The following is a 24,994-nucleotide window of genomic DNA, read 5'->3' as shown; positions in this document are numbered from 1 at the left end:
ACCGGCGTGAAGCCGCCGGGCCGCAACTGGCGCCGCGCCATCGACCGATCGCTGGTCTGGTGGTCCACGCCGCTGGTGCTGGTGCTGCTGTACCTCATCTGGAAGGCGTACATCGCGATCACCGGGGTCTCACCGTTCGTGCTCCCCGGCCCGGCCGCGGTGTTCGAGGCCCTCAAGGAGCAGGTGACCGATCCGTACATCTGGAAGGTGCACGTCTGGGCCACCTTCACCGAGACGCTCTGGGGGCTCGGGATCGCCATCGTGATCGGTGTGACACTCGGCTTCCTGATCGGCAAGTCGCGGGTCCTGGCCCGGGTGCTGAAGCCCTTCATCGTGGCCACGCAGGTGACGCCCAAGGTCGCGCTCGCGCCGCTGTTCGTGTTGTGGTTCGGCTTCGGGCCCGGCTCGAAGATCGCGCTCGCCGCGATCGTGTCGTTCTTCCCGATCATGACGAACACCGCCTTCGGCATCCAGTCGTTGCCCCGCTCCCTGAGGGAGATGGGCACCTCGGTCGGCGCCAGAACGTGGTACCGGTTCGGCCGGATCGAGCTGCCGTACACGCTGGCCTACATCCTCGCCGGACTGGAGGTCGCGATCGTGCTCGCCACCATCGGCGCGATCGTGGGCGAATACCTCGGCGGAGACAAGGGCCTCGGTCGATACGCCTTGAACCTGCAGAACAACCTGCAGATCGACATGCTGTTCGGCTCCATCGTGCTCATGGCGGCGTACGGCCTGGTGCTGTACGGCATCGTGGTCGCGCTCAAGTACTTCCTCATCCCCTGGCACGAGTCGGTGCGGGTCCTCCGCGAGGACCAGATCTGACCCGGCCGGTCTCTTACCCCCACCCCGACAGAAGCAGAGGAAGCACCATGGCAAGTTCCGGCATGAACCGGCGGGCCGTGCTCGGCCTGGCCGCGAAGTTCGGCATTGCGTTACCCGTCGTCGGCCTGGCGGCCGCCTGTGGTGAGGACGACAAGTCTTCCGCTCCGGGCTCCGCGGCCACGGTCAAGCGGACCTATCAGACCGCGCTCGGCTACAACGTGGGCAACGCGCCCGAGATGGTGGCCCGCGAGGCCGGCTTCTTCAGCAAGCTCGGCCTCGACGTGAACGTCATCTCGTCGACCGGCACCCCGCAGGCCCTGCAGGGCGTGCTTGCCAAGACCACCCACTACTCCCGCGTCCAGTCCATCTCCATCGTCACCGCGGTCGCCAACGAGAACGCGCCGTACGTGGCCTTCGGCACGCCCGTGCAGCGCAGCGCGTTCGAGATGCAGTCGCTGGCCGACAAGCCCATCAAGTCCGTCGCCGAGCTCGCCGGCAAGAACCTCGGCGTCATCTCGGCCGGGGGTACCACCGACGTCCTCATCACGTTGATGGCCCGGAAGGAGGGCATCGACCCGGCGTCGATCAAGCGGAAAGTGGTCGGGCTGGGTGTCGCGGCGGCCGAGTTCGCCAAGCGTGGCGAGATCGTGGCCTGGGTCGGCAGCGCGGCTGAGCGCAAGGCGCTGGAGGCGGCGGGCACCCCCGTGTCGTCCTTCGCGTTCGACGACGTCGTCGCGGTGCCGGCGGACACGTACTTCACCACCAAGGAGGAGTTCAGCGCCAACCGCGAGGTCGTGGTCAAGGTCCTGGCCGCGTTCTACGCCGGGTTGGAGTTCGTGCTCGACACCGCGAACGACAAGAAGACCATCGAGTACATCCGCAACTACAACCGGGAGATCAAGCCCGAGGAGGCGCAGCGGCAGCTCGACCTGGTCCGTCCGTTGTACACGGCCACGGGCAAGGACAAGCTGATGACCGTGGACAAGGCGCGGTGGGCCGAGCTGCAGGAGTCTCTGCTCGCCGAGGGCGTCATCAAGCAGAAGGCGAACCTGGACGACGTCGTGATCGACTCGCTGGTCGCCGAGGCCAAGGCGGTGAAGCCATGACGATCGCGGACATTCTCGCCGGTATGCACGGCGTCTGGAACGGCACGTACACGCTGCTCGAGCCGGACGGCACCCAGATCGAGCGCTTCGCCAGCCGCCAGGAGGGCCGGATGGAGGGCACCGACTGGACGGAGAAGGTCGTCTACCTCAAGGACGGCCAGGAACCGCACGAGATGCGCTTCCACGCGATCGTCGACGGCGACTCCGTGCGGTTCCTGGACACCCGGATGTGGGGGTCCACGGTCCGCGCGGCCGACCAGGGCATCCTGTTCACGTTCGGCTGGCACGATCGGCCCGGCGAGCGCATCGTCGAGCTGTCCATGCGGTCGGGGGAGCGGCGTACCAGGCTCTGGCAGCACTTCGAGGGTGACAAACTTACCCGGTTGACGGTCATCGACGAGGAACGGGTGCCCGGCGCCGAGCCGGACCGCTGGTTCGACGGCGCCGCCGCCGAGTAGCGCACGAATGTGCGAGCCCCGGCCTCCCCACGGAGGCCGGGGCTCTTGCGCTGGGGCGGGATCGTCCGTGGCGGACCGGAGACGACGCAGCCCCGGTCGCCGGGCCGGCGACCGGGGCTGCGGGGCGGGGATCAGCTCTTCTTGGTCTCGCGGATGAGCGTGCGCTTGACGATCCGGTCGTTGTCCATCCAGTGCCAGGTGCGGAACTTGCGCTTGCCGTCACGGGACAGCTGGATGAGCTCGTAGAGATAGTTCGACATGTCGTCCTTGTACGACCAGGTGAGGATGATGACCAGCTCGTCGATCTGGCTCATCTCACCCTTGATGCGGTCGTTGTCGAAGTAGCAGATGCCGTCCCGGGTGACTCCGGAGAACTCGAACTGCGCCTGCCGGCCGTCGTCCCAGGTGTACGTGTTCACCTGGCGGACGTCGTACGTGCCGTCGTCGGGAGCCGTGCACAGCAGGTGCGAGGCGTGCCGGTCGATGATCTGCCCGTCGGCGTCGACGTGGATGTACTCGCCCTCCCACTCGCCGAGGTGGGCCTGAATGATGGGCATTCCTGGAACCGCTGCGCGCAAGAGATCCTCCATTGGGTCAGGCGTCGTCGTCGGCGCCGTCGTAGTACCACGGTTGAACGCGGGCCTCGTCGCGGAAGAGGAGCGTGCGCTGTCGCAAGAAACGCCGCACCGAGGAAGGCCCCATTCGCGAGGGCCCCATCCCGGACAGTTTGAACGCGTTCTTCTCCCCGACCTGGAAGAACCCGGTCAGGCAGACGTCGTTGATGCTGATGCCACCGGCTTCGATGCGTTCCGCGATGAACGCCGCCTCGCCGGCGTCGCCGGCGAAGACCGCGGCGCTGAGACCGAACTCGGTGTCGTTGGCGAGCGCGACCGCCTCGTCCGCCGTGCCGAACGCCATCACCGGGATGATCGGGCCGAAGGTCTCCTCGACCATCACCCGCATGGTGTGGTCCACCCCGGTGAGCACGGTCGGGCGCAGGTAGGCCCCGCCGTCGAGCGTCTGCACGGTCCCGCCGGTGCGCACGGTCGCCCCCTTGCCGACGGCGTCGGCGAGATGCTCGCCGATGATGCCGACCTGTGCGCCGGCGATGATCGGTCCCACCTCGCCGTCCGCCGGCGTGGGGTGGGCCAGCCGGACCCGCTCGGCCTTCTCGACCAGCAGCGCCACAAACCGTTCGTACACCTCGGCGGCGACGTAGACCCGCTCGATGGACATGCACGAGTGTCCGCTGTTGATGGTGGATCCCCAGAGGATCGCGGAGCTGGCGACGTCGAGGTCCGCGCTGGCGGTGACGATGGCCGGATCCTTGCCACCCAGCTCGAGGAAGGCCGGGACGAAGCGTTCGGCGGCGGCCCGGGCCACCGCCTGACCGGTGCGCACGCTGCCGGTGAAGCAGACGACGTCGGCCGCCGAGATCACGTGCTGCCCGGTCTCACCGGCGCCTTCGACGACCTCGACCACCGCGGCCAGGTCCGGCACCGCGGCCAGGCATCGGCGCAGCACGGGGATGAATCTGGGCGTGATCTCACTGGGCTTGATGAGGACGGCACAGCCGGCAAGCAGCGCCGGAACCGCGTCGATGAGGGCGAGCTGGAGCGGGAAGTTCCATGGAGAGATGACCCCGACCAGCGGGTAGGGCAACCCGGCCGCTCGGACGTGAACCCCGCCGGGGACCGCCGTGGGTGTCTCGTCACCGAGGACCGCCCGTACGTACTGGGTCGACCGGTCGATGCTGGAGACGACCGTGTCGACCTCCAGTGCCGACACCCAGCGCCGGCCGGTGTCGGTCTCCAGTGCCTCCTGCAGTTCGTCGCGGTTCGCGATCACCACCTGCTTGAAGGCGTCGAGGCGGGCGATGCGCCCCTCGACCCCCAGTTCGAGCCAGTGCCGTTGTGCGCCGCGGAGGCGCTGCGCGATCGCGCGGATCTGTTCCCCGTCGGCCGCGGTGATGGTGTAGTCGTCCGTTCCGGTCCTGGGATTGCGGACCGCAATGGTGGTGGGCATGGCGTACTCCACGTCAGATGATTCCGGCCTCGGAGAGCCGTTGAATGGTGGCGCGCTGGGTGACGTAGAAGTGCTCCCGTTGCGTCTCGCCGACGGTGACCGTGTTCGGCGGGTAGAACGAGGTCTTGGCGTAGCTGGACGCGTACAGCTCGAACCGCTGTCGCGGCAACAGGTTCTCCATCGACGGCGCGCGGCGGGCCCGGCGCAGCGCGACCAGGTCGATCTCCGCGTTGGCGACCATCGACTCACCCTGGGCGGCGGCGGCCAGCACCAGGCCACGGTGGTCGATGATCTTGCTCCCGCCGTCGCCGGAGGCGGGCGGCAGGCCGATGCCGAAGAGGCCGGCGGTGTTGGCCGACACCACGTAGGCGCCGTTCTCGATGGCCCGGGCGAGCTTGGCCACGTTCTTCGGCGAGAGCAGGGCGCTGCCGACCTCGGAGGAGCTGTGCAGGAACACCTCCGCGCCGCGCATGGCGAGGCAGCGGGCGACCTCCGGGAAGAGGATCTCCTCGGAGGCGATGGCCGCCAACCGGCCGATCTCGGTGTCGGCGACCGGGAAGAGCGCCTCCTCGCCGTAGATGGAGACATACCGATCGAGCACGTCGTGCGGGGTCACCGCGAACATGGAGTTGAGCCGCCGGTACCGCAGCACGACCGCGCCGTTCGGGTCGAGCACGACCGAGGCTTGGAAGTAGGCGCCCGGGAAGTGCTCGTCCAGCTCGTACCCGTTCACGCACAGGTACACGTTCTGGTCCCGGCTGATCTCGCCGAGCCGGGCGTACTCGGGCCCGGCCGGGTCGAGGGCGGCCCGTTGCGCCCACTCGCTGAGCGGCTCGCCCATGGGATGCCCGGTCAGCACGTACTCGGGCAGCACCACCAGTCGCAACGACGGTCCGAGTGTCCGCTTGGTGGCGGCGATCTGGACACCGATGCGATCGATGGCGGCCGCCATCATGTCTCGCGCCGCGCGTGTGTCCGGGGCCGCGTTGACAGCGTGGCACGCCGTCTGCAGGGCCACGGCACGGTAGACCGGGCCTCCGGTCGTGGACGTTGACTCCTCGCTCGGCTCGGCACCGCGGTTCGGCTGCATCGCACCTCGTTTCGGTCGGCTGTTTGTCGTGCTGTCGTACTACTCGGCGGGCAGTTGCCCGAGATCCAGGCGGGTCACCACGCCGGCTCCCTCGACAGCGGCCAGCGCGGTGACCAGCGTTCCGACCACGGAAGCGGGCAGGCGCACCACCTGGCGGCGATTGGAGAGCTCGCTCTGCACCATCGCGGCGACGACGAGGTCGGTCACCTTGATGAGCCGCTCGCTCAACTCCTGCCGCATCGTGTCGGAGAGGCCGAGCAGTCCGAACTTGGAGGCGGAGTACGCCGCGCCGGTGGGATACCCGCGCAGGCCGGCGCCGGAGTTCACGTTGATCACCTGTCCGCGGGCGCCGTGCCGCGGTTCCTGGCTGAGCATCTGCCGGGCGGCGGCGCGGGCGCAGTAGAAGGCGCCGTTGAGGTTGGCCCCGATGGTGTCCAGCCAGTCGTCGTCGGAGAGTGCGACCAGTTCGTCCTTGCGGAAGACGCCGGCATTGTTCACCAGCAGATCCAGCCGCCCGAACTCGGCCACCGTGTCGGCGACCGCCCGGTCGACCTGGTCGGGGGAACGCACGTCCACCGCGCGCGCCAGCGCCCGGCCTCCGGCGTCACTGATCTCGGCGGCGATCTCCTCGACCCGCTCCAGCCGGCGGCCGACGCAGACGACGCCATAACCGGCGGCGCTCAACGACTTTGCCACGGCGGCGCCGATACCAGAGCCACCTCCGGTCACCAGTGCCGATCGCATCAGGCCTCCCGGGCTTGACAGGAATGTTCCAGATAGCGAAACATCGTTTCTAGTTTGGCCAGTCTCGGATACGGCAGGTGTCATGTCAAGGGAGACTGGCCGGTCGCATCGCGGTATGAGATCGACAGGAGTGAATCAGAGTCATGCTGCTGGAACCTGATCGGGCCAGGCCGTGAAGCCGCGCGAGGACGTGCAGATCGCCGCCCGTCTCCGCCCGGCCGGCCTCGGTGCCGACGTCGTCACATTCGAGGATCCCCGCGTGGACGGTTCCGTGCCTCCGCATGCCGAGCGGGAGGGATCGAGGACCTCGGGCGGGCCGGCGTCAGCCCGGCGGGCCGGGCACCGCGGTCGCCGCACGGACCGGGGAAGGCGCCGTGACGTGCTGAGCAAGGTCGGGGTCACGTCGGGATGACCGCACGATCGTACCTGTACGTGCCGGGTGACGCCCCGGCGAAGCTGGACCGCGCACTCTCCCGCGGAGCCGACGCGCTCATCGTGGACCTGGAGGATGCGGTACCACCGGGGGGCAAGGCCGCGGCCCGTGCCGCCGTCGCCGAATGGGTCACCACGGTGCAGCCGGGCGACGTCGAGATCTGGGTGCGCGTCAATCCAGGGCCGCTGCGCGACGACGACGTGCGTGCCGTGGCCGCCGCGCCGGCGGTGCGTGGTCTGGTCGTGGCGAAGTGCGAGTCGCCGGCAGAGGTCGAGGCGCTCGACGCGTTGCTGGGTTCGATGGGTTCGTCGACGGCGGTCGTGCCGCTGCTGGAGTCCGCCGCGGCGGTCATGCGCGCGCCGGCGATCGCGGCCGCGCCACGGGTGGTCAGGCTCCAGCTCGGCGAGGCCGACCTGCGTGCCGACCTCGGGGTGAGCCCGCAGGGGGACGAGCGTGAACTGCTCCTGGTGCGATCGCAGATCGTGCTCGCCTCCGCGGCTGCCGGAATCGACCCTCCAGCGGCTCCGGTCTCGACCGACTTCACCGACCTCGGGGCGCTGCGAGCGTCCACGACGGCCCTGGCGCGGCTGGGTTACGTCGGCCGGGCCTGTATCCACCCTGCCCAGATCTCCGTGGTGAATGAGGTCTTCACGCCCGGCGCCGAAGAGGTGGATCGCGCCCGCGACCTGATCGCCCGCTTCGAGGCGGCCAGCGGTGGCGTGGTGGTGGACGCGCGTGGCCGGATGGTGGACGAGGCGGTCGTCCGCCAGGCCCGCCGCCTGCTGGCGCGTGCGGCGGGCCACGGCGCCTGAGCTACCGGCGGGCGGTGGGCCGGTGCAGGTACTGACCCCTGGGCCGGCCCACGATCTGGCCGTCGGCCAGGACGGCCTCGCCGCGCAGGAACGTGTCGGTGACTCGGGCGGTGAGCTCGAAGCCCTCGAACGGCGTGTACTCCTGGGTCGACTCGGAGTCGGTTGCGCGCACCACGTAGGACACCGAGTCGTCGACGAGGCAGAAGTCCGCGTCGTAGCCGGTCGCGATCGTTCCCTTGGTGTGCAGACCGAAGCGCTGCGCCGGGTTCCATGCCGTGAGCTGGGCGATCTGCTGGTCCGGCAGGCCGCGCTTGCGCCCCTCGCTGATCAGCCCCGGCAGCAGGTATTCGGCACCGCCGAAGCCCGACTTGGCGAGGAAGACGTTCTCGCGCGGCTCGCCGAACTTCGCCTCGTCCCGGCAGCACGCATGGTCGCTGGTCACCCACGAGAAGTCGCCGGCGAGCACGTGACGCCAGAGCGCCTCGACGTCCTCGCGGGGGCGCAGCGGCGGGTTCACCTTGCCGCCGATGCCGCTCGCGGTGTGAATGTCCGCGAGCAGGTGGCCGATGGTGACCTCACGGCGGAAGTCGACGTGCGGGAAGGTCTGGGCCATCAGCATCGCTGCCTCGATCGCCTTGGCCGAGGAGAGGTGCAGCAGGTTGATCGTCGGCAGCGCGGTCTCGTGGGCCAGGTACGCGGCGATCGTGATGGCCAGACCCTCGGAGTGCGGCGGCCGCGACGCGCTGTACGCCTCGAGCCCCGTGAGCACCCCCTCCTCTTCCACGATCTTGGTGTAGGCCCGCATGATCTCGGCCGTCTCGCAGTGCAGCGACAGTGAGATCGAGTCGGCCAGGTCCCGGAACCGGTCGTCCTCGCGGGCCCGCTGGATCGCGCGCATGACGAACTCGAAGTGCGCGTAGTCGTAGGATTCGTCCTCGGGAATCATGAGGAACGAGTTCTGCGAGGCGGACCGGCCGTGCAGGCCGTGGGTGCCGTAGAACATGAAGATCTTGAAGGACGGCACGCCGAACTCGCCGATGAGGTCCGGGATCTCGTCGATGTGCTGCTTGAGGATGGGCGCGAGGTGGAAGCCGTAGTCGATGAAGGCGTTGTCCTTGGTGGCCCGCAGCGCCTCGGGGAAGACCTCGGCGTAGGGGCCGGTCCGGTTGAGGTAGTACTGACCGGTTCGCAGGTAGGTGATGCCGCTGGTCACGCCGCCCTGCGCGGCGGCCCGGCTCTCCGAGCGGGCGTCCTCGCTGAGATGGTTGTAGATGCCCCAGTGCTGATGCACGTCGACGACCCCGGGAAACGCGAGCCGGCCGCGGCCGTTGACGACCTGGGCCGCCTCGGCGGCGTCGATCTCCGGCTCCAGCCGGACGAACCGACCACCGGCGATGCCGAGATCGAGCGTGGGTGTCGTGGCGTGATCGGGACGCACGACGCGGACGTTCTTCACGATCAGGTCAAGGGTCGGCGCTGGGTCTGGGGTCGGCATGGGGTTTGGCTCCTTGGTCACGCCACGATTCCCGCTTCGCGGAGGGTGGCTAGCTCCTGCGGCGAGCAGCCCAGCTCGCCGAAGACGGCATCGGTGTCGGCGCCGAGCGGGCGCCCGGTGAAGCGGATGTGACCCGGCGAGGCCGACATCCGCCACATCACGTTGTGCATCAGCATCGGACCGAAGTCCTCGTCGTCCACACTGGTCAGCATCTCCGCCTGCCGGATGTGCGGGTCCGCGACGATGTCCTTGGCGTCGTAGACCGGCGCGATCGCTGCCCCGGCCTCCTCGAACGCCTCGAGCACCTCGGCACGGGTCCGTCGGCCGACCCAGTCGCCGACGTAGGCGTCGAGCAGGTCCACGTGCTCGGCCCGCTCCCGGCCGGACTTGAACCACGGCTCGTCGATCACCTCCGGGTGCCCGACGAGCCGCAGCACCCGCTCGGCGATGCGTTGGGCGCTGGTCGAGATGGCAACCCATGAGCCGTCGCTGGTGCGGTAGGTGTTGCGCGGGGCGTTGTTCGTCGATCGGTTGCCGTGGCGCTCGGCCACGATCCCGAGCACGTCGTAGACCGTCGCGGCCGGACCCACCGCGGTCATGATCGGTTCGAGGATGCTGAGATCCACCACCTGCCCCGAGCCGTGCTGGTCACGGTGGCGCAACGCCATCAGCGTGGCCGACGACGCCGCGATGCCACAGATGCTGTCCGCCAGTCCGAACGAGGGCAGGGTCGGCGGGCCGTCCGGGTCGCCCGTCATCGCGGCGAACCCGCTCATTGCCTCGGCCAGGGTGCCGAAGCCGGCCCGGTGTGCGTAGGGCCCGGTCTGGCCGAACCCGGTGACGCGGACGATGACCAGTCCGGGATTCACCTCGTGGAGCTGCTGCGGCCCGACACCCCAGCGCTCCAGCGTGCCCGGGCGGAAGTTCTCCACCACGACGTCGGCGGTGGCGGCCAGGCGCAGGAACAGTCCGGCCCCCTCGGGCTTGCCCAGATCGAGGCCGACCGTCCGCTTGTTGCGGCTGATCTCCTTCCACCACACGGGAACGCCGTCCTTCTGGTGGCCGTGCCCGCGCATGCTGTCGCCGTACCGCGGATGCTCGATCTTGATGACGTCGGCACCGAAGTCACCGAGTATCCGGCAGCACAACGGTCCGGCGAGGATGGTGGAGGCATCGAGCACCCGCAAGCCCTCGAGCGGCATCATGTGTGTATCACGTCCTTGTGCTGGCCGAGAATGTTCCGGCAATTGAAACACCGTTTCGGTGATCCTAATCGAGGCTGCAAGAGGCGGCCAAGAGGCAACGTGATGTGGCCGGCCTCCGGCGCGGCGAGGAGATCGCCGCGATGTGGTCGCCACGCCGGCAACCCTGCGCCGACCGGGGTGTGACCGGCCGGCCGGACCCGAGATGCCCCGGCCGTGGGCGATGCCAAGCGACCGGCACGGGCGATCAGCCGGCCGTGGCCGCGGCCAGCCGCCGACCCAGCAGCCGGCCGAACGTGATCGACGGCGTCACCAGCATCCCGGAGCAGAAGCTCTGGCCGCACGTCGCGGCGGCGCCGATGATCTCGCCGACGGCATACAGGTTGGGAAGCGGCGCGCCGTCCTCGCGGCGCACCTGGAACGTCTCGTCGATGTCGAGGCCGGCGAAGGTGACCAGGGCGATGCCGTGGTTGCGGATGGCATAGTACGGCCCGCGACCGAACGGCATCGGCAGGTGCGTGCGGCCGAAGTCCGCGTCGGCACCGGCGGCGACAAACGTGTTGTAGCGTTCGGCCGTCGCCACCAGGCCGGCCGGGTCGATCCCGGTCGCGCCGGCCAGGGCGGGCAGATCCGCGGCGCTGTGCACGCCCTCGCGGTCGTTCGCCCGGGCTCGCACGTCGTCGGGCGACCAGCCGACCACCATCGCGGGCCCTGTGCGCGTGGACTCCAACATGGCGTCGTCGAAGACGGTCCAGAAGGTCTGGTCCTCGATCTTCGTCAGCGCGCGTTCCTTCTCGTCGATGGAGATCTCGTCCTCGGCCACCCAGCGCCGGCCGCGCCGATCGACGTAGATCTCCACCGGTGGCCGTTCGGCCGTCACGAGCAACTGCCGGTCGGCCCAGTTCGCCCGGCCCGGAGTGGTCGCGTCCGGAAGCCCGCCGAAGGAGGGCAGATAGGAGCCGCGGCCCTGGATCCCGGCACCGAGTTCACGCGCCAGCACGAGCCCGTCTCCCGTCGAGGTCGGGTGCGCCGCAGAGACCAGCCTGGCGCCCTCGAACTCGGCGAAGAGCTCGGCGTCGGCGGCAAAGCCGCCCGTGGCAAGGACGACCGCACCCGTGTTCACCTCGACGTCCCGGCCGTCCTTGAGCACCGTCACGCCGGTCACCGCACCATCGGGGTCCGCGTGGAGCCCGATGACCGGCGCGTTGCGCCACAGCGTCAAGCGTCCGGTGCGGATCGCCTCGTCCAGGAGCGGTTCGTAGACGGCGAGGATCGAGCGCCCCTCATCCGGGCCGTAGTAGGTGCGGGCGATCCGGTACGGCTCGTGACCGTAGACGATTCGCGGTGTCTCGCTCGCGTACCGGAAGCCGTGCCGGTCGAGCCATTCGACCGTCTCGGCCGCATTGCCGACCACGATCCGGACCAGGTCGTCGCGGGCGGTGCCCCGGCTGATGCGACGCACGTCGGCGAGGTGATCCTCGACCGAGTCGTCGATGCCGCGGTCGCGTTGCCGCCGGGTGCCGGCGGCGCACATGTGACCGCCCGAGCGGTGCAGCGTGCCGCCGATCCGGCTGTCCTTCTCGACCAGCAGCACCCGCGCGCCGGCCTGGGAAGCCTCGATCGCGCACGGGATGCCGGCTGTGCCGGCGCCGACAACGACGACGTCGAAAGCCAGGTCGTCGAATGCCACGTCTACGCCTCTCCTCGGATGCCCGCCGCGTCCGGATTGAAACGGCGTTTCGTTCGGACTATAGGTGGCGCCGCGCACGGCGACAACGCCGCCGGCCGCGTACGTTGACGTGCCTCGGCGGGGTGCAGTACGTTGCTGAAACGATGTTCCACAATTCGGAACAGGAGTGAATCATGCCACTCGGACGAGTGCTGGAGGCGGTCGTGGCGTGCCGCGACGTCCAGGCGTCGGTCGACTTCCACACTACGGCGTTCGATCTCGACGTGATCGAGCGAACCAGCGACAACGCGCTGCTCGGGGTCGCCGGGGTCGCGACCGGCCGGCTGCGACTGGTGCCGGCGCCCGCCGCGGCGCGAGTGCTGCCGGATCCGCAGGTGTGGGACATCGGCCCGCGCCTGCTCGGCATGTACTCCCGTGACCTCGCCGCCTCGATCCGCGGCATCGACGACGCCGGCGGCCGGGCACGCCCGAGTGTGACGTATCCGTACGGCAGCGCCCACCTCACCGAGTGCGTCGCGCTGGGCACCGACGGCGTCTGGTGGACCATGCCCCAGGCCGGCGCGGCGCATCGGCCGAGCCCTGCCCTGGAGCGGGACCCGCAGCGCCGCCACGGCGAACTCCACACCGCGGTCATCGTGCCGGCCGACCACGACGCGGCAGTCGACTTCTTCGTCCGGGCCGGCGGGCTGAGCGTCCTCTTCGAGGGCGAGATGTCCGGCGATCCGTTCGACCGGATGGTCGGGATGCCGGCCGAGGCGTCGCTGCGCCTGACCTTCCTGGTCCCGAAGGACCAGGCGCCGGCGAGGCTGGAGATCATGTCCTTCCGCGGTGTCAGCGCCGCCGACGAGTCGCAGCGGCAGCTGGGCCTGCGCCGGCTGATCTTCGCGGCCGACGACGTCGAGGCGACCCGTGCGGCGCTGCTCGGTGCGGGCGCCACGGCGGTCGACGCCACCTGGCTGCGTGGGCCGGCCGGATTGGAGATCGCGCTGCGGCCGGACGAGGCCGCGACAACTGCGTCGGCGGCATGAGCGTGGCGCCGGCGATGACGCTGGGACGCATGCTCGGTACTCAGCTTGCCCAAGGTGTGACGAAGGAGCGCAAATGAGCGACCCATTGGTCGGTGGGGTGACGGCGGCGGTCGTCGGAGTCAGTGACTTCGCACCGCATCTGGACCTGTTCTGCGGTCAACTCGGCTTCGAGGTTACGGCCGAGGGCACGGTGCCCGCCGAGGACGCGACCCGGCTCTGGGGGGCCGGTGTCGGTCCGGTCGAGGCCAAGCTGCTCACGGCGGCCGGCGCGGCATCGGGCCGCATCCACCTCGTCCGCGTCGGCGAGCCGCCGGCTGACGCCGAGCATCCGCACACGCTCGATCTCGGCCTCGCCGGCATCGACGTCTACACCAAGGACATCGAGGCGACGCACGACCAGCTCGTCGCGGCCGGATATCCGTGGGCCAGCCGTCCCGCCACGTTCGAAGTGCCGCTCGGGAACAAGGTCGTGCCGGTCACCGAGGGATTCTGTCTCGCACCGGACGGCACCGACGTGGTCTTCGTCCAACCGGCGAACGCGCGCGACACGGCGGCCTGGGACGCCGATCCGGCGCGGCCGTACACCGAGCTCACCTCGGTCGTCTGCCACGTCCCGGACTTCGACGCGGAGCTGCGGTTCTGGGGGGCTGAAGGGCTCGGCATGTCGGTCTGGTACGACGTGGAGTTCAGCTCGCCCGGCCTGGAGGCGATGGCGGACCTGCCGGCCGGCACCCGCATGCGCCTCGCCTTCGTCTCCGCCGCCGACGGCAGCACGGCGCGCATCGAGATCACCCACGTGGCGGACAACCCGCGTGGAGTCGATCGCCGCGCTCGGCAGCGCCCGGCTCGCAACCTCGGCCACACCGGATGGTCCGTGCGCACCCGGGATCTGGACCAGGCACTGGCCCGCGCGACGGCCAGCGGCGCCACGGTGACCTGCGCCCCGTTCGAGGCCACCACACCACTGCACGGGACGGCCCGCATCGCCGCCGTCGACACGCCCAACGGCATCGCGGTCGAGCTCTTCCAGCCCGCGGGCCGGGCCGGCTGATGCGCCGGCAGTTCCTCACGCTCCATAGTGGACGCCGGGTGCACTACCGGCGATCGGGGCGGGGACAGCCGGTGGTCCTGCTGCACGCATCGCCCTCCGGGTCGGCGACGCTGACCGCGTTGGGCGAGCGGCTGGCGCAGTCGTTCACCGTCTACGCCATCGACACACCCGGGCACGGCGACTCGGACCCGCTTGCCGAGCCCGAGCCGGAGATCGCCGACTTCGGCCGGGCGCTCGGGGAGACCCTCGACGGGCTCGGTCTCGACCGGGTCCACCTCTACGGCACGCACACCGGGGCGAAGGTCGCGCTGTCGTACGCGGTGACGCGCCCGGCCGGCGTCGCCTCGCTCCTGCTCGACGGTGTCGGCGTGGCCACCGACGCCGAGCGGGCCGATCTGCGTGAGCACTACACCCCGACGTTCGCGCTCCGTGGCGACGGTACCCACCTGCTCGCCGCCTGGCAGCAGGTCCGCAACATGTACCTGTTCTGGCCCTGGTACCGGGAACTGGAGGAGGCGCGCTACGCGACCCCGATGCCGTCTCCGCGCGACCTGCACGAGCTGACCGTCGGCATGCTCGTGGCCGGAGAGCACTACCCCCTGGCGTACCAGGCGGCGTTCGCCTGCGATCCGCTGCCGTTGCTCCGTCGGGTCGGCGTGCCCACCGTGGTGGTCGCGTCGGAGCATGACCCGCTGTTCGCTCAGCTGGAGCGCATCCCGTCCCTGGGTGGCGACGTCCGGGTCGTCCGGCACCGCCCGGGCGGAAGCGACGACGCGGCACTGGCCCGGGTGCTCGCCGAGCACGTGACGGCGCACTCCGCGGCAGTACCCGACGCCCCGGCCGCGGCGCCGCCGACGCTGGACGGCGCGGACCGGACGCCGGTTGGGGTGGCCCGCGGCTTCGCGGTCGCCGGCGACGCCGAGCTGCACCTGCGGTCGGCCGGCCGGGGCGGACGCCCGCTGGTCCTCCTGCCACCCGCACCGGCGTCCGGTGCCGCGCTGGACTGGCTGCTCGTACCGGCGGGCGCGAGCCGCCTGGCACTCGCGATCGACCTGCCGGGCACCGCCGACTCCCAGCTCGGCACCGCCACCGACCGGACCTCCATGGTGGAGGCGGTGCTCGCCGGGCTGGACGGACTCGGGCTCGACGAGTTCGACCTCTACGGGGCGGGCGCCGGGGCCGGCATCGCGGCCGGGATCGCGACGCGGGCGCCCGAGCGGGTCCATGCCGCGGTGATCGCCGGTGAACCTGCCGCGACGGACCTGCCCGATCTCGCCCCGGACCCACTCGGACTGCATCTGGTTCGCGCCTGGCACCTGCTGCGCGATCATGCGTTGCGGCGCACCCCCGCGGCGACCGGCCGCTCCGGGCCGTCGGTCGACCTCGCGGTGTGCCAGGCGCGGGTGCTCGACCTGGTGAAGGCCTGCGACACGTACGCCGTCGCACTGCGCGCGACGCGGAGCCCGGCGCGTGCGGCCGGCGGCCGGGTGCCGCTGCTCGCCGGTGCGCCACACCCGGACCCGCTCGCCTTCGTCGACCCGGCGCAGGACGCCCCGCCCGCCGGCATCGCCGCCGACGCGCCGGCGATCCTGGCCGCACTCGATGCGGTGGACGGCTGATGGGCGCGCGGGTCCGCCGGGCGTACCTCGACGGCCCGGACGGTCAGATCCACGTCCGGGTCGCCGGCGAGGCCGGTCGGCGGCCGCTGCTCTGTTTGCATCTCACGCCCGGCTCGGGGCGGATGTACGAGGCGCTGCTGGGCGCGATGGGGGAGGACCGCGTCGCGATCGCGCCCGACACGCCTGGCTACGGCGCGAGCGACGGTCCCGCGTCGGCCCCGACGATCCCCTACTTCGCCGAGGCGATGGAGCGGGTCATGGACCATTTCGGCTGGGACAGCGTCGACCTCCTCGGCTACCACACCGGCTCCAAGATCGCCGTGGCGCTCGCGCTGGCGCAGCCGCGCCGCGTGCACCGGCTGACCCTCATCTCAGCCCCCAGCTACACCCCTGACGAGGAGGCGCACCAGCGCGACACCCTCGCCGTGGAGTACACGCCCCGGGAGGACGGCGGTCACCTCCTCGATCACTGGCGCGGGCTGCTGCGCTGGCGTGGCCCCGGGCAGCGCCTGGATCTGATCGACCGCGAGTTCGGCGAGCAGCAACGCGGCGGGACCCGTCGGCACTGGGGTTACCGCGCCGCTTTCGCCTATCCGCACCGGACGTACCTGCCGCAGGTGACCCAGCCGGTGCTGGTGCTGTGCCCGGACGACGACCTGCGGGAACCGACCCTGCGCTCACGCGCGCTGGTCGCCCGGGGGGAGTTGCGCGAACTGCCCGGCTGGGGACACGGCCTGCTGGACGTGCGGACCGAGGAGTTCGCCGAACTGCTGCGCGACTTCTTCGACGTGCCGTAGCAAGGGCCACAGGCCTGGGGCGGCGGCCCAGGCCTGTGGCGGCGTGGGGGCCCCGGTGACCGGGGCCGGACTCACAGCGGCTGGTAGAACTCGAGCACTTCGCCGTCGGGGCCGAAGTACGTGCGGACCAGGGCGCGGCCGTAGGGCGGCAGCTCGACCTCCACGATGTCGCACACCGGCTGTGCCTCGAGCGTCCCGAGCAGGGCGCTGGTGGCGGCGAGGTCGTCGGTGTACATCGAGGCCGAGAGGATGCCGATGTTCGGCGGCACGGCGCGGGCCCGCTGGTCCTCCCCGGGGTAGCCGACGTACTCGGCGAGCTCCACCCGGCCGTTCGGGGTGTCTCCGGGCATGTAGAGGTTGATGTTGTGCAGCGCGGTGCCCGCCGGGAGCTTGAAGAAGGACTCCATGTTCTCCAGCAGGCGGTCGTAGAGCGGCACGTAGCCCAGGGCGCCGTAGAACTGCGCCGACTTGCGTGCGTTGCTGCAGTGCATCGCCACCGTCTGCAGCTCGCTCGGCCGCCCGTCGTAGCTCGCCAGCGCCGAGCCCTCGCGGGTGAAGAGCTGGAACACGTCGAGAATCACGCCGTCGGGGTCGTAGGAGAGCGAGTCCCAGGCGGAGATGTCCTCGTTGACGGTCCACCGGGTGGGCTCGGACTTGCTGGAACCGCCCGACTCACGCAGCTTCGCGATGGCCGAGCGGATGTCGTCGACCCGGATGTTGAGGGCGTAGTGGCCGTAGTCACGTGCCCGGGAGTAGTCGCCCCAGATCCGTTCGCCCGGCGCGTCGAACTGCACCAGGCGCAGGAGTCCGGTGCTCGCACCGGGCGGGCCGACGACCCGGCACTGCCCGGTGAGCCCGGCCGGCATCTGCCAGAGCGCCTCGACGTCGCGTCCGGCGACGGTGGTCTCGCCCAGTGTCCGGTACCCGAACACGTCGCCGTAGAAGGCGCACGACCGTGCGAGATCAGACACGGCAACGGTGGTGACTCGAAGTTCACTGATCACGTGTTGTTGTCCCTCCCCGGCCCACGTCGGTTGTTCCTATTGGTGGAACGACGTTTCAAGCCTGCGCCCAGTCTTCAGCGCGCCTCTTCGGGTGTCAAGGCGCCTCGGAGGCTCCGGCGAACGCGGCGCCGGCGAGCTGTGCCGGCCACAGTTCGAACGCGACGCCGGCAGGGGATCGGCCGTGTGCCACGGCTGGATGCTCCGCGACGGTGGTCAGTTCCACGGTGGCGCCGTTTGCCGCCAGCAGGTTCGCCGCGGCGGGCACGTCCGGCACCGCGAAGCCGACCGCCGCCATGCCTTGAGGGAGACGGCATCCGGCCGGCGGTGCGGCTCGCGTCTGCGAGCCGGTCGGCAGGCCGAGCATCTCGATGCGCGCCGGCCCGTCCGGGCAGGTCGCGCACCAGTGCAGGCCCAGCTGCATGCTGTCGATGTCGTCGGGCAGGTCCAGCAGGCCGCCGAAGCCGGCCGGCAACGGGAAGTTCGAGTGGTAGAGCGGTTCCAGTCCGGCCGCGCGCCAGAACGCCTTGTCGGCGTCGATGTCCGTGACGACGAACACGAAGGACTGGGCCTCGGAGTGCAGCCTGTGCTCGTCGTGGTCGAGCGCCGAGGCGCGCCGCGGTCCTTCCACGACGATGGCGCGGATGCCGTCCGGGCCGTCGACGCGCAGCTGTGCGAAGTCGGCGCCGCCGAGTTGCCAGCGCACGATTTCGGTGCACGGCAGTCCGGCGGCCGTGAGCGCCTCGCGGCTGTGCTCGATGTCACGGCTGTAGACATCGACGGCGTAGCCGCCGGGTTCCAATGTGGACATTCGGCTCGACCCGCGGGGTGTGGCGACGAGGCGGACGCCGCCGTGGCGGGCGCCGGGCACGGAGAGCCAGCGCTGCTCGGCCGGCCCGGCCAGCCCGTACAACTGGGCGCCGAGCCCGGCCGGGAGGGGGCCGGTGCGTGCGGTGCGAAAGCCGAGCGCGCCGAAGAACGTCGTGGCGGCCTCGATGTCGGTGCAGCCGACGATGCCGTGGTCGGGCGGTCCCAGTGTGGTCATCTTCCGTGCCCTTCCTTTCGGTGGAGCCAGGGATGGACGTTGCCAGTGGGTGTCGAGCCTACTAGAGTCACCGAAACAGCGTTCCACCATCGGGAACGAATGAAGGACGGCGGATGACTCTGCACAGTGCGCTGGTGTTGCTGCACCTCATGTTGCTCACGTACTGGCTCGGCGCCGATCTCGGTGTCTTCTACTCCAGCCGGTTCGTCCTGAGGCCGGATCTCTCCGTCCAGGCCCGGACGATCGCGCTGCGAATCATGAGCTGGCTGGACATGTCACCCAAGATCTGCCTGGTGCTCTTCCTGCCGAGTGGCGTTTCGCTGATCGCCTCCCATCCGCTGGGCAAGGACTTCGCCGGTTGGCCCGTGGCGGCGGTATGGGTAGCGTCACTGGTCTGGCTCGGCCTGCTGCTCGCCGACCATTGGCTGCACGGCAATGCCCTGGGCGCGCTGGTGCGCCGGCTCGACCTGGTCGCGCGATGCATCGTCATCGTGGTGATGCTGGGCGCCGCCGCCTACACCTTCGTCAACCCGGCACCGTTCGGCGCCGACAGCGACCCGCGGTGGCTCGGTGCGAAGGTCGGACTCTACGCGATCGCGGTCGCCTGTGGCGTGGGCATCCGGATGATGCTGCTCCCCTTCGGGCCGGCTTTCGGCCGCATCGCCTCCGGAGGCAGTGACCCCGAGGCCGAGGCGACCCTCGCCCGGTCCATGCGGCGCAGCATCCCGTTCGTCCTGGTGATCTGGGCGTGCGTGTTCGGTGCCGCGCTGCTCGGCGTCTTCAAGCCCGGCAGCACCTGGACGAGTGGCTGATGCCGGCGGACAGGCCGGTGAACCTGGCGGTGGTACTGGCGCGGGCCGGGAACGAACCACAGATCGAGATCGTCGACCAGGCGGTTGACCGGCCCGGCCCGGACGAGGTCGAGGTACGGCTCGTCGCCGCCGACATCGCTCCGCTGGACCGGCAGATCGCGGCCGGGCGGCTGCCGCTCGCCGCCGCGCCGCCGCTGCGACTGGGCACGACGGCGGTTGCCCGGGTCGTCTCGCCCGCGGCGGACGGCGCCGTCAAGGGCGCCCTCGACGGCGCCCTCGACGGCGCCCTTGTATGCGTGCTCGGCGAGCTGACCGGCATGGGCATCACCCGGCCAGGCACGTTCGCCGAGCGCTTCACCGTCCGGCGCGACCAGTTGGTGGCGCTTCCCGGCGGACTCGACCCGCGGCGGGCGGCCGCAGGGGCGGGCGGAGGACTCACCGCGCGGCTGGCACTGTTCGACACCGCGGCGCTCGCGCCGGACGAGACGGTGCTCGTGCTCGGCGGCACGGGCGCGGTCGGGCGGGCGGCGATCTCCGTCGCCGCGGGTCACGGCGCACGTGTGATCGCCGCGGCCCGGACGCCCTCCGCGGTACCTCAGGCGGGTCCGGCCGTCACGCCGATCGGACTGGCGAACCTCGCCGGCGACGTTCTCGAGCTCACCGGCGGGGCCGGCGCGGACGTGATCATCGACTGCGTGGGTGGCCCGGTGCTCTCGGCGGCGATGCGTGCGGGCGCGTTCCGTTGCCGGCACGTGGTGCTCGGCTACACGGCCGGGATGGCCACGGAGATCGTCATCGGGGCGCTGATGGCCAAGGAGCACCGCCTCATGGGCTTCAACCTGATGACCGTCGCGGGGGAGCGGCAGCGTGCCGTGCTCGCCGACGTGCTGGCCGACCTCGCGCAAGGGCGGTTCGAGCCCGCTATCGGTGCGGTGTACGACCTGCCGGACGCGTCGTCGGCCCTCGCGCGGGCCGGCGCGACGGTGGGCCGCACCCTGCTCACGCGATAGGCGACGGCGCGCGGCGAACCGCTACGGGGCCTGATGGCGCACGTAGCGCCACAGCAGCAGCGCACAGGGCAGTACGACCAATCCGGCCATGACCATGGCGACGCGCGCACCGGCGGGTTGGGAGACCGGGGTGACCGCCGCACTGAGCGCGCCCAGCCCGGCGATGCCGAGCAGCGAACCGACCTGCCGGGAGAGGCTCACCGAGGCGAGCCCGGAGGAGACCTTCTGCGGGGTGGCGACGGCGAGGGCGGCCACGGTGTCCGAGGCGAAGAGGGCCCCCGAGGCAAGGCCGGTGATCAGCAGCGGCACGGCGAGGAGGGCCGGCGGCGCCAGCGCCAGTCCGGCCACGATCGTGTAGCCGATCCCCAGGACGAGCGCGGCCGCGGCCATCACGACACGCAGACCGAGCCGGGTGCCCAGGCTGCCGGCGAGTTGGGAACCGAGGGGTATGCCCGCGGTCGCGCAGAGCAGGATGAGACCCACCGCACCCGGTGCCACCCCACGTGCGTTCTGCATCAGCAGGGAGAGCAGGAAGGTCGTGCCGGAGAGCGCGCCGTTGTAGACCAACGCGGCCAGGACCACGGCGGCGAACTGCCGGTTGCGCAACATGCCGAAGTCGAGCAACGGATGGGGCCGGCGGCGCTGGATCGCGACGAAGGCCCCGGCCGCAGCCACGCCCAGCCCGAGTCCCAGCAGCGCGAGCCCCGTCCGGCCGGACGGGCGCCCGAGCTCGATGAGCCCGAAACACGTGCAGAACAGGGCGGCGCCGCCGGCCACGACGCCCCGGAGGTCGATCGGATGGGGCGAGCGGTGTTCGGAGTCGCTCAGCCGGCGCGTGCCGATGATGCCGGCGACGGCGACGAGGAGGTGCCCCGCGAACAGCCATCGCCAGCCGAGGTGCTCGATCGCCAGCCCGCCGCCGAGCGGCCCCAGCACCAGCCCGAGCGAGCTGACCGAGATCCAGGTGCTCACCGCCCGGGTGCGGCGGGCGACCGGAACGTTCGCGGCGAGCAGGGCCGCCCCGTTGGGCAGCATGAACGCCTGGCCGACGCCCTGCGCTGCCCGCGCGACGATCAGCGTGACCACATCGGGGCTCGTCGCGACGACGAGCGCCGCGACGGCGAAGACGAGCAGGCCGATTCGCATGGCCCGCAGCGCCCCGTAGCGGTCACCGATCGCGCCGGCCAGCGGCAGCACCACGGCTGCCGCCAGCAGCGGGGCGGACAGCACCCATTGCAGGTCCGCGACCACCGCGCCGAGCGAGGCCGCGATCGCCGGCAACGCCAGCGTCACGGCGGTGTTGTCCATCATGACCAGCCCCAGCCCGGCGGCGCTGGTCATGATGGCGCGAGCCGAGGCTCGCATCCGTCAGGGAAGGGTCAGCGCGAGCAGGCGGTCGACCGGTTCGCCGCCGGCCAACGCCGTCGCCGCCTCCTCGAGTTGCGTGACCCGCTCCTCGGGAAGGGCCCGGCCGGCGTTGAGCCGGAACTTCAGGCGGTGGTCGGCGAGCGTCAACGGGTGCTCGGGACCGCCCCTGGAGGAGTCGACCCGGTGGCTGAGGACGGCGCCGCCCCGGGTCCGTACGGTCAGCACCGCGGCAAACGCGTTCGGGAAGATCTCGCTGGCCCGCGGGTCGTCGACGCAGGTCACCCGGTTCGCCAGGGCGAGCCGGTCAGGGTCTGTCTCCGCACCGGGGACGAAGTCGTCGAGGTAGACCCCGAGACCGCCGCCGCCCAGCAGCGCGGTGGCGATGGTGAACGGCCCGGAGAACTTCGCGTGGTACGCCGATGCCGGGCGGACTTTCGCCGCTCGGGGCTCGCCGATGGTGCGAAGCGTCGGCCCGGCGACACCGAGCTCGATCTCGGTGATGTCCGCCGGGTCCAGGCCGCCGGCCCGCAGCGCCAGGGCGCAGTCGATGCCCGGGTGCGTGAAGTGGTTGGAGGGGTACGGCTTGTAGACGGTGCGCAGCAGCTCCCACCGGGTGCCGAGATCGTCGAGCATCGCGGGGCTGTCGTACTGCCCGTCCAGGTAGGCGGCGAAGAAGCCGAACCGCCCCTCCAGCACGGTCGGTGGGCCGGTCACGCCCTCCCGGGCCAGTGCCGCGGCAGCGATGCCGCCGTGCGCGGCCCAGCCGCAGTGGATCTTCTTGACCGTGCCACCCGTCCGGTTGGCCTCCAGGATGCCCGCACCCATGCTCGCCGCGACGCCGATCGCCGAGGCGAGGCCGTCGGCGTCCAGGCCGTAGAGCATGCCGGCTGCGACCGCGGCGCCGATCGTGCCGCAGATCGACGTGGCGTGGAAGCCCTTCTCGAAGAACAGCGAATTGCGCAGGCTCGGCAGGTACGAAGCCATCCCCAGCCGGTTACAGACCTCGATGCCCGCCGCCACGGCGGCGACCACGTCGGTCCCCCGGGCGCGCACCGATTCGGCGGCGGCCAGCGCCGCCGGCACCACCGAGGCGCTGGGATGCAGTACCGAGGGCAGATGTGTGTCGTCGAAATCCAGTGCGTGCGCGAAGGCCCCGTTGACCAGCGCGGCGGATACCGCGGGCAGCCGCTGCGCGTCGCCGACCACGGCCGCCTGCGGCCGGCCGCCCCACTCCTGCACGACGCGCTGCACGGCCAGTCCGGAGTCGCTGCGGTCGGTGGCCTCGGCTCGCCCGGCCAGCATGTTGCCCACCGTGTCGATGATGCGGTTGGTGACGTCCTCGGCGACGTGCGCCGGAAGTTCGTCGCGGCAGCCGGCGGCGAAGGCGGCGAGCTGCTGGACCTGTGTCACGTCACTCACCGATGACCGCCAACGGCCGGACCGGCGACCCGGTGGCGCCGACGATGGACAGCGGCGCGAGCACGAAGAGGAACTCCGCGACCTGGGTGTCCAGAAGTTCGTGCAGGCGCATCGTCTCGATGATGTTCACGCCGCTCTCCACCAGGAGCACGCGATGAACCGGCAGTGTGGCGTGCCCGGCGCCCGGCGCCAGCCGCTCGAACGCGATGGTCTCGCCGCCTACCACCCGCACGCCCCGGTCGACCAGCCAGCGCGCGGCTGCCTCACCGGGTCCGGGCACCCCGCCGGCCCGGCCGATGAACCGTTCGTGGTCAGGCCACAGCCTCGACCATCCGGTGCCGACGAGCACCGCGTCCGTGGGGCGCAGCTCCACCTTGGCCAGTGCGGCGGCCGCCTCGAGATCCTCAGGGGTGATCTCATACCCCGCGGGGAGCACAGGGATCCCGTGCAGGCGGGCGACGTCGAGCAGGACGCCGCGCCCCACGAACGGCTCGAAGGCGTCGATGCCGAGCTGGGCCAGGCCCCGGTTCGACTGGATCGCCTCGGCCGCCATGCCGCCGTGGACCCTGCCGTCCTGGGACACGTGGCCCAGCGCGTCCACGTGTGTGCCGACGTGCCCGCCCGTGACGATCAACTCGTTCGCCGCCGAGCCGCCGTCGGGCCGGACCATGTCGCCGTGGCGGCGCTCGACGACCATCCGGAACGGTGGATGGTTCGCCGACTGCGGCATGCCCTGATGCATCGGCTGGGCGAGGTCGATGACCCGCCCTCGGCCCAGCCGTTCCCACACTGGATCCAGGGAAAGGGCAGACTCGGTCGTCACGTGGTTTCCTCAAACTCTCTCGTCGGTGCGGCGGGGACCGCTCACGGATCAGGTCGTAGCGGCGACAATGTGGTGCAGGATCCCGTTGGGCGACCGGACCAGGGCGCTCGTCGTCGGTCCCCACGGGGCAAGTTCGGTATGTATCGGCTCCGTGGCGGACAGCCCGGCGCCGGCGGCGCGGCCGAGCACGTCCGCGACCGAGTCGACGGCCACGGTGCAGGCGATGATGCCGCGGCTCGGCGGCCGGGCGTCACGCAACGTCATGGCCGGGTCGCCGGGGCCGTAGTCGATGATCCCGATGAAGGGGTCACGCAGGTCGCTGCCGTAGTTGACGGCGCTGATGCCGCCGTCGTCGGCCAGCCCCACCATGTGCTGGAACGACTCGTCGGCGAATCCGTACTCCATGACCTGCTCCAGGCCCAGGATCTCGCGGTAGAAACGGTGCGCCGCGCGTGCGTCGTGGACCGGAGCCGACACGCTCATCACCTCGGACGCCACCCGGTCGCGGACCCGCACGAACCTGCCGAAATCCTCCCGGTCGCCGGCGCAGAGGGCGCAGACCACGCCGTCGCCGACCCAGAGATGGGTCTCGGAGAAGGAGAGCCCGCCCGTCTCGTAGCTGGCGGTCGGCTTGAGCTTGCGCGCGCCCATGCGCACGGCGTGCTCCTCGACCGAGTCCGGGTCGGGGCAGTAGAAGTCGATGACCTTGAACGCGTCGCGCCGGTCTCCGGTCTCCGGGCTGCGCACGGTGTCCGCCGACGCGGAGGCGGCGAACTGCAGCAGCCGCACCGTGCCGTACGTGCCCGGCGTGACCAGCGCGGTCTCCAGGACCGGCTGGCCGAAGGACCACATCCGCTCCGCCTCGGCGGCGTCGCGCTCCACCTGACCGCGCATCTCGAGGCCGAGCACCTCGGTGAAGAACCCGACGTGTGCCTGCGTGTCGGCGGTGACGATGACCGGGCCGAGGACGCCGCGACCTGGGCTGCTCACGCTTCTCCTTCGTGTTACGGACGTCGATGCCAGCGGCCCGGCCGCGCAGCGCGCTGCGGCGGAGCCGGACCACGGCCGGATATGGTCCGCCGGCGGGTGGACGCCTCGCGGCCGTCGACGCGGAGGTCGACGGCCGCGGGTGCGGCGCTTT

General features: G+C 71.1%; 23 protein-coding genes. 10 read left to right on the top strand and 13 right to left on the bottom strand.

What is annotated here, in order from left to right; all coding sequences use genetic code 11:
• The 3 genes from IEZ31_RS27070 to IEZ31_RS27060 all read left to right on the top strand — a co-directional run.
• The coding region (locus IEZ31_RS27070) for an ABC transporter permease (RefSeq protein WP_190252799.1) at positions 1 to 825 on the top strand (825 nt) is incomplete at its 5' end.
• 47 nt (positions 826 to 872) lie between these two features.
• Positions 873 to 1,931 carry an ABC transporter substrate-binding protein gene (locus IEZ31_RS27065; protein ID WP_190252798.1) on the top strand — a complete coding sequence of 353 codons (1,059 nt, stop codon included), beginning with the start codon at positions 873 to 875 and terminating at the stop codon, positions 1,929 to 1,931.
• Positions 1,928 to 2,389 carry a DUF3598 family protein gene (locus tag IEZ31_RS27060; RefSeq protein WP_190252797.1) on the top strand — a complete coding sequence of 154 codons (462 nt, stop codon included), beginning with the start codon at positions 1,928 to 1,930 and terminating at the stop codon, positions 2,387 to 2,389. The genes IEZ31_RS27065 and IEZ31_RS27060 overlap by 4 nt, the downstream gene beginning before the upstream one ends.
• Positions 2,390 to 2,520: 131 nt before the next feature.
• Here IEZ31_RS27060 and IEZ31_RS27055 read toward each other — a convergent pair whose 3' ends face one another.
• The 4 genes from IEZ31_RS27055 to IEZ31_RS27040 are packed head-to-tail and all read right to left on the bottom strand — an operon-like array spanning position 2,521 to position 6,248.
• Positions 2,521 to 2,946: a DUF3598 family protein gene (locus IEZ31_RS27055; RefSeq protein WP_190252796.1), complete on the bottom strand. Its 426-nt coding sequence runs from the start codon at positions 2,944 to 2,946 to the stop codon at positions 2,521 to 2,523.
• A gap of 37 nt (positions 2,947 to 2,983) precedes the next feature.
• A complete protein-coding gene (locus IEZ31_RS27050) occupies positions 2,984 to 4,414 on the bottom strand; it encodes an aldehyde dehydrogenase family protein (protein WP_190252795.1) in 1,431 nt (476 codons plus the stop codon).
• Between the two features lie 13 nt (positions 4,415 to 4,427).
• Positions 4,428 to 5,504 carry a nitrilase-related carbon-nitrogen hydrolase gene (locus IEZ31_RS27045; RefSeq protein WP_190252794.1) on the bottom strand — a complete coding sequence of 359 codons (1,077 nt, stop codon included), beginning with the start codon at positions 5,502 to 5,504 and terminating at the stop codon, positions 4,428 to 4,430.
• A gap of 39 nt (positions 5,505 to 5,543) precedes the next feature.
• Positions 5,544 to 6,248, bottom strand: coding sequence for an SDR family oxidoreductase (locus tag IEZ31_RS27040; RefSeq protein WP_268241692.1), 705 nt, complete (start codon positions 6,246 to 6,248; stop codon positions 5,544 to 5,546).
• A gap of 408 nt (positions 6,249 to 6,656) precedes the next feature.
• On the opposite strand from IEZ31_RS27040, the gene IEZ31_RS27035 reads away from it, so the two are divergent.
• Positions 6,657 to 7,493: an HpcH/HpaI aldolase/citrate lyase family protein gene (locus IEZ31_RS27035; protein ID WP_190252792.1), complete on the top strand. Its 837-nt coding sequence runs from the start codon at positions 6,657 to 6,659 to the stop codon at positions 7,491 to 7,493.
• 1 nt (position 7,494) lies between these two features.
• On the opposite strand, the gene IEZ31_RS27030 is transcribed toward IEZ31_RS27035, so the two are convergent.
• The 3 genes from IEZ31_RS27030 to IEZ31_RS27020 form a co-directional block, all read right to left on the bottom strand.
• A complete protein-coding gene (locus IEZ31_RS27030; protein WP_190252791.1) occupies positions 7,495 to 8,988 on the bottom strand; it encodes a dihydroorotase in 1,494 nt (497 codons plus the stop codon).
• A 17-nt stretch (positions 8,989 to 9,005) separates the two neighbouring features.
• Entirely contained in the window at positions 9,006 to 10,346 is a 1,341-nt protein-coding gene (locus IEZ31_RS27025) for a CaiB/BaiF CoA transferase family protein (protein WP_229835878.1), read from the bottom strand.
• Positions 10,347 to 10,437: 91 nt separating this feature from the next.
• A complete protein-coding gene (locus tag IEZ31_RS27020; protein WP_229835877.1) occupies positions 10,438 to 11,958 on the bottom strand; it encodes an FAD-dependent oxidoreductase in 1,521 nt (506 codons plus the stop codon).
• A 95-nt stretch (positions 11,959 to 12,053) separates the two neighbouring features.
• Here IEZ31_RS27020 and IEZ31_RS27015 point away from each other — a divergent pair, with 95 nt between their 5' ends.
• The 4 genes from IEZ31_RS27015 to IEZ31_RS27000 all read left to right on the top strand — a co-directional run bounded on the left by IEZ31_RS27015 (position 12,054) and on the right by IEZ31_RS27000 (position 16,375).
• Positions 12,054 to 12,908 (top strand): VOC family protein, encoded by an 855-nt coding sequence (locus IEZ31_RS27015; protein WP_190252790.1) that lies wholly within the window; start codon positions 12,054 to 12,056, stop codon positions 12,906 to 12,908.
• 73 nt (positions 12,909 to 12,981) lie between these two features.
• The gene (locus IEZ31_RS27010) at positions 12,982 to 13,959 is read left to right on the top strand and encodes a VOC family protein (protein WP_190252789.1); all 978 of its coding nucleotides are present in this window, start codon (positions 12,982 to 12,984) and stop codon (positions 13,957 to 13,959) included.
• A gap of 71 nt (positions 13,960 to 14,030) precedes the next feature.
• Complete coding sequence (locus tag IEZ31_RS27005; RefSeq protein WP_190252788.1) at positions 14,031 to 15,578, top strand: alpha/beta fold hydrolase; 1,548 nt, start codon at positions 14,031 to 14,033, stop codon at positions 15,576 to 15,578.
• A complete protein-coding gene (locus IEZ31_RS27000; RefSeq protein WP_190252787.1) occupies positions 15,578 to 16,375 on the top strand; it encodes an alpha/beta fold hydrolase in 798 nt (265 codons plus the stop codon). The genes IEZ31_RS27005 and IEZ31_RS27000 overlap by 1 nt, the downstream gene beginning before the upstream one ends.
• Before the next feature lie 71 nt (positions 16,376 to 16,446).
• On the opposite strand, the gene IEZ31_RS26995 is transcribed toward IEZ31_RS27000, so the two are convergent.
• Both IEZ31_RS26995 and IEZ31_RS26990 read right to left on the bottom strand, forming a co-directional pair.
• A complete protein-coding gene (locus tag IEZ31_RS26995) occupies positions 16,447 to 17,346 on the bottom strand; it encodes a VOC family protein (RefSeq protein WP_190252786.1) in 900 nt (299 codons plus the stop codon).
• A gap of 127 nt (positions 17,347 to 17,473) precedes the next feature.
• Complete coding sequence (locus IEZ31_RS26990; RefSeq protein WP_190252785.1) at positions 17,474 to 18,421, bottom strand: VOC family protein; 948 nt, start codon at positions 18,419 to 18,421, stop codon at positions 17,474 to 17,476.
• Between the two features lie 113 nt (positions 18,422 to 18,534).
• Between IEZ31_RS26990 and IEZ31_RS26985 the strand changes: the two genes are divergently transcribed.
• Complete coding sequence (locus tag IEZ31_RS26985) at positions 18,535 to 19,233, top strand: hypothetical protein (RefSeq protein ID WP_190252784.1); 699 nt, start codon at positions 18,535 to 18,537, stop codon at positions 19,231 to 19,233.
• On the top strand, positions 19,233 to 20,243 hold the full coding sequence (locus tag IEZ31_RS26980; RefSeq protein ID WP_190252783.1) for a quinone oxidoreductase family protein: 1,011 nt from the start codon (positions 19,233 to 19,235) through the stop codon (positions 20,241 to 20,243). Before IEZ31_RS26985 ends, IEZ31_RS26980 begins: the two co-directional genes overlap by 1 nt.
• Positions 20,244 to 20,264: 21 nt before the next feature.
• On the opposite strand, the gene IEZ31_RS26975 is transcribed toward IEZ31_RS26980, so the two are convergent.
• Genes IEZ31_RS26975 through IEZ31_RS26960 form a run of 4 tightly spaced genes read right to left on the bottom strand, consistent with a single transcriptional unit; the run spans position 20,265 to position 24,843 of the window.
• Positions 20,265 to 21,608: an MFS transporter gene (locus IEZ31_RS26975; protein ID WP_190252782.1), complete on the bottom strand. Its 1,344-nt coding sequence runs from the start codon at positions 21,606 to 21,608 to the stop codon at positions 20,265 to 20,267.
• 3 nt (positions 21,609 to 21,611) lie between these two features.
• Positions 21,612 to 23,021: an MmgE/PrpD family protein gene (locus IEZ31_RS26970; RefSeq protein WP_229835876.1), complete on the bottom strand. Its 1,410-nt coding sequence runs from the start codon at positions 23,019 to 23,021 to the stop codon at positions 21,612 to 21,614.
• Between the two features lies 1 nt (position 23,022).
• The gene (locus IEZ31_RS26965) at positions 23,023 to 23,853 is read right to left on the bottom strand and encodes a cyclase family protein (RefSeq protein ID WP_190252780.1); all 831 of its coding nucleotides are present in this window, start codon (positions 23,851 to 23,853) and stop codon (positions 23,023 to 23,025) included.
• A gap of 48 nt (positions 23,854 to 23,901) precedes the next feature.
• Positions 23,902 to 24,843 carry a VOC family protein gene (locus tag IEZ31_RS26960; RefSeq protein WP_190252779.1) on the bottom strand — a complete coding sequence of 314 codons (942 nt, stop codon included), beginning with the start codon at positions 24,841 to 24,843 and terminating at the stop codon, positions 23,902 to 23,904.
• Between the last annotated feature and the right edge of the window lie 151 nt (positions 24,844 to 24,994).

The sequence above is a fragment of the Dactylosporangium sucinum genome (assembly GCF_014647515.1).
GTDB classification, from domain to species: domain Bacteria; phylum Actinomycetota; class Actinomycetes; order Mycobacteriales; family Micromonosporaceae; genus Dactylosporangium; species Dactylosporangium sucinum.
This window is presented reverse-complemented; position numbering and strand designations above follow the sequence as displayed.

Bases quoted from the DNA above. Each gene is read 5' to 3' on its own strand.
- IEZ31_RS27065 (WP_190252798.1), top strand. From the start codon at position 873: ATGGCAAGTTCCGGCATGAACCGGCGGGCCGTGCTCGGCCTGGCCGCG.
- IEZ31_RS27060 (WP_190252797.1), top strand. From the start codon at position 1,928: ATGACGATCGCGGACATTCTCGCCGGTATGCACGGCGTCTGGAACGGC.
- IEZ31_RS27055 (WP_190252796.1), bottom strand. From the start codon at position 2,946: ATGCCCATCATTCAGGCCCACCTCGGCGAGTGGGAGGGCGAGTACATC.
- IEZ31_RS27050 (WP_190252795.1), bottom strand. From the start codon at position 4,414: ATGCCCACCACCATTGCGGTCCGCAATCCCAGGACCGGAACGGACGAC.
- IEZ31_RS27045 (WP_190252794.1), bottom strand. From the start codon at position 5,504: ATGCAGCCGAACCGCGGTGCCGAGCCGAGCGAGGAGTCAACGTCCACG.
- IEZ31_RS27040 (WP_268241692.1), bottom strand. From the start codon at position 6,248: ATGCGATCGGCACTGGTGACCGGAGGTGGCTCTGGTATCGGCGCCGCC.
- IEZ31_RS27035 (WP_190252792.1), top strand. From the start codon at position 6,657: ATGACCGCACGATCGTACCTGTACGTGCCGGGTGACGCCCCGGCGAAG.
- IEZ31_RS27030 (WP_190252791.1), bottom strand. From the start codon at position 8,988: ATGCCGACCCCAGACCCAGCGCCGACCCTTGACCTGATCGTGAAGAAC.
- IEZ31_RS27015 (WP_190252790.1), top strand. From the start codon at position 12,054: ATGCCACTCGGACGAGTGCTGGAGGCGGTCGTGGCGTGCCGCGACGTC.
- IEZ31_RS27010 (WP_190252789.1), top strand. From the start codon at position 12,982: ATGAGCGACCCATTGGTCGGTGGGGTGACGGCGGCGGTCGTCGGAGTC.
- IEZ31_RS27000 (WP_190252787.1), top strand. From the start codon at position 15,578: ATGGGCGCGCGGGTCCGCCGGGCGTACCTCGACGGCCCGGACGGTCAG.
- IEZ31_RS26990 (WP_190252785.1), bottom strand. From the start codon at position 18,421: ATGACCACACTGGGACCGCCCGACCACGGCATCGTCGGCTGCACCGAC.
- IEZ31_RS26985 (WP_190252784.1), top strand. From the start codon at position 18,535: ATGACTCTGCACAGTGCGCTGGTGTTGCTGCACCTCATGTTGCTCACG.
- IEZ31_RS26980 (WP_190252783.1), top strand. From the start codon at position 19,233: ATGCCGGCGGACAGGCCGGTGAACCTGGCGGTGGTACTGGCGCGGGCC.
- IEZ31_RS26975 (WP_190252782.1), bottom strand. From the start codon at position 21,608: ATGCGAGCCTCGGCTCGCGCCATCATGACCAGCGCCGCCGGGCTGGGG.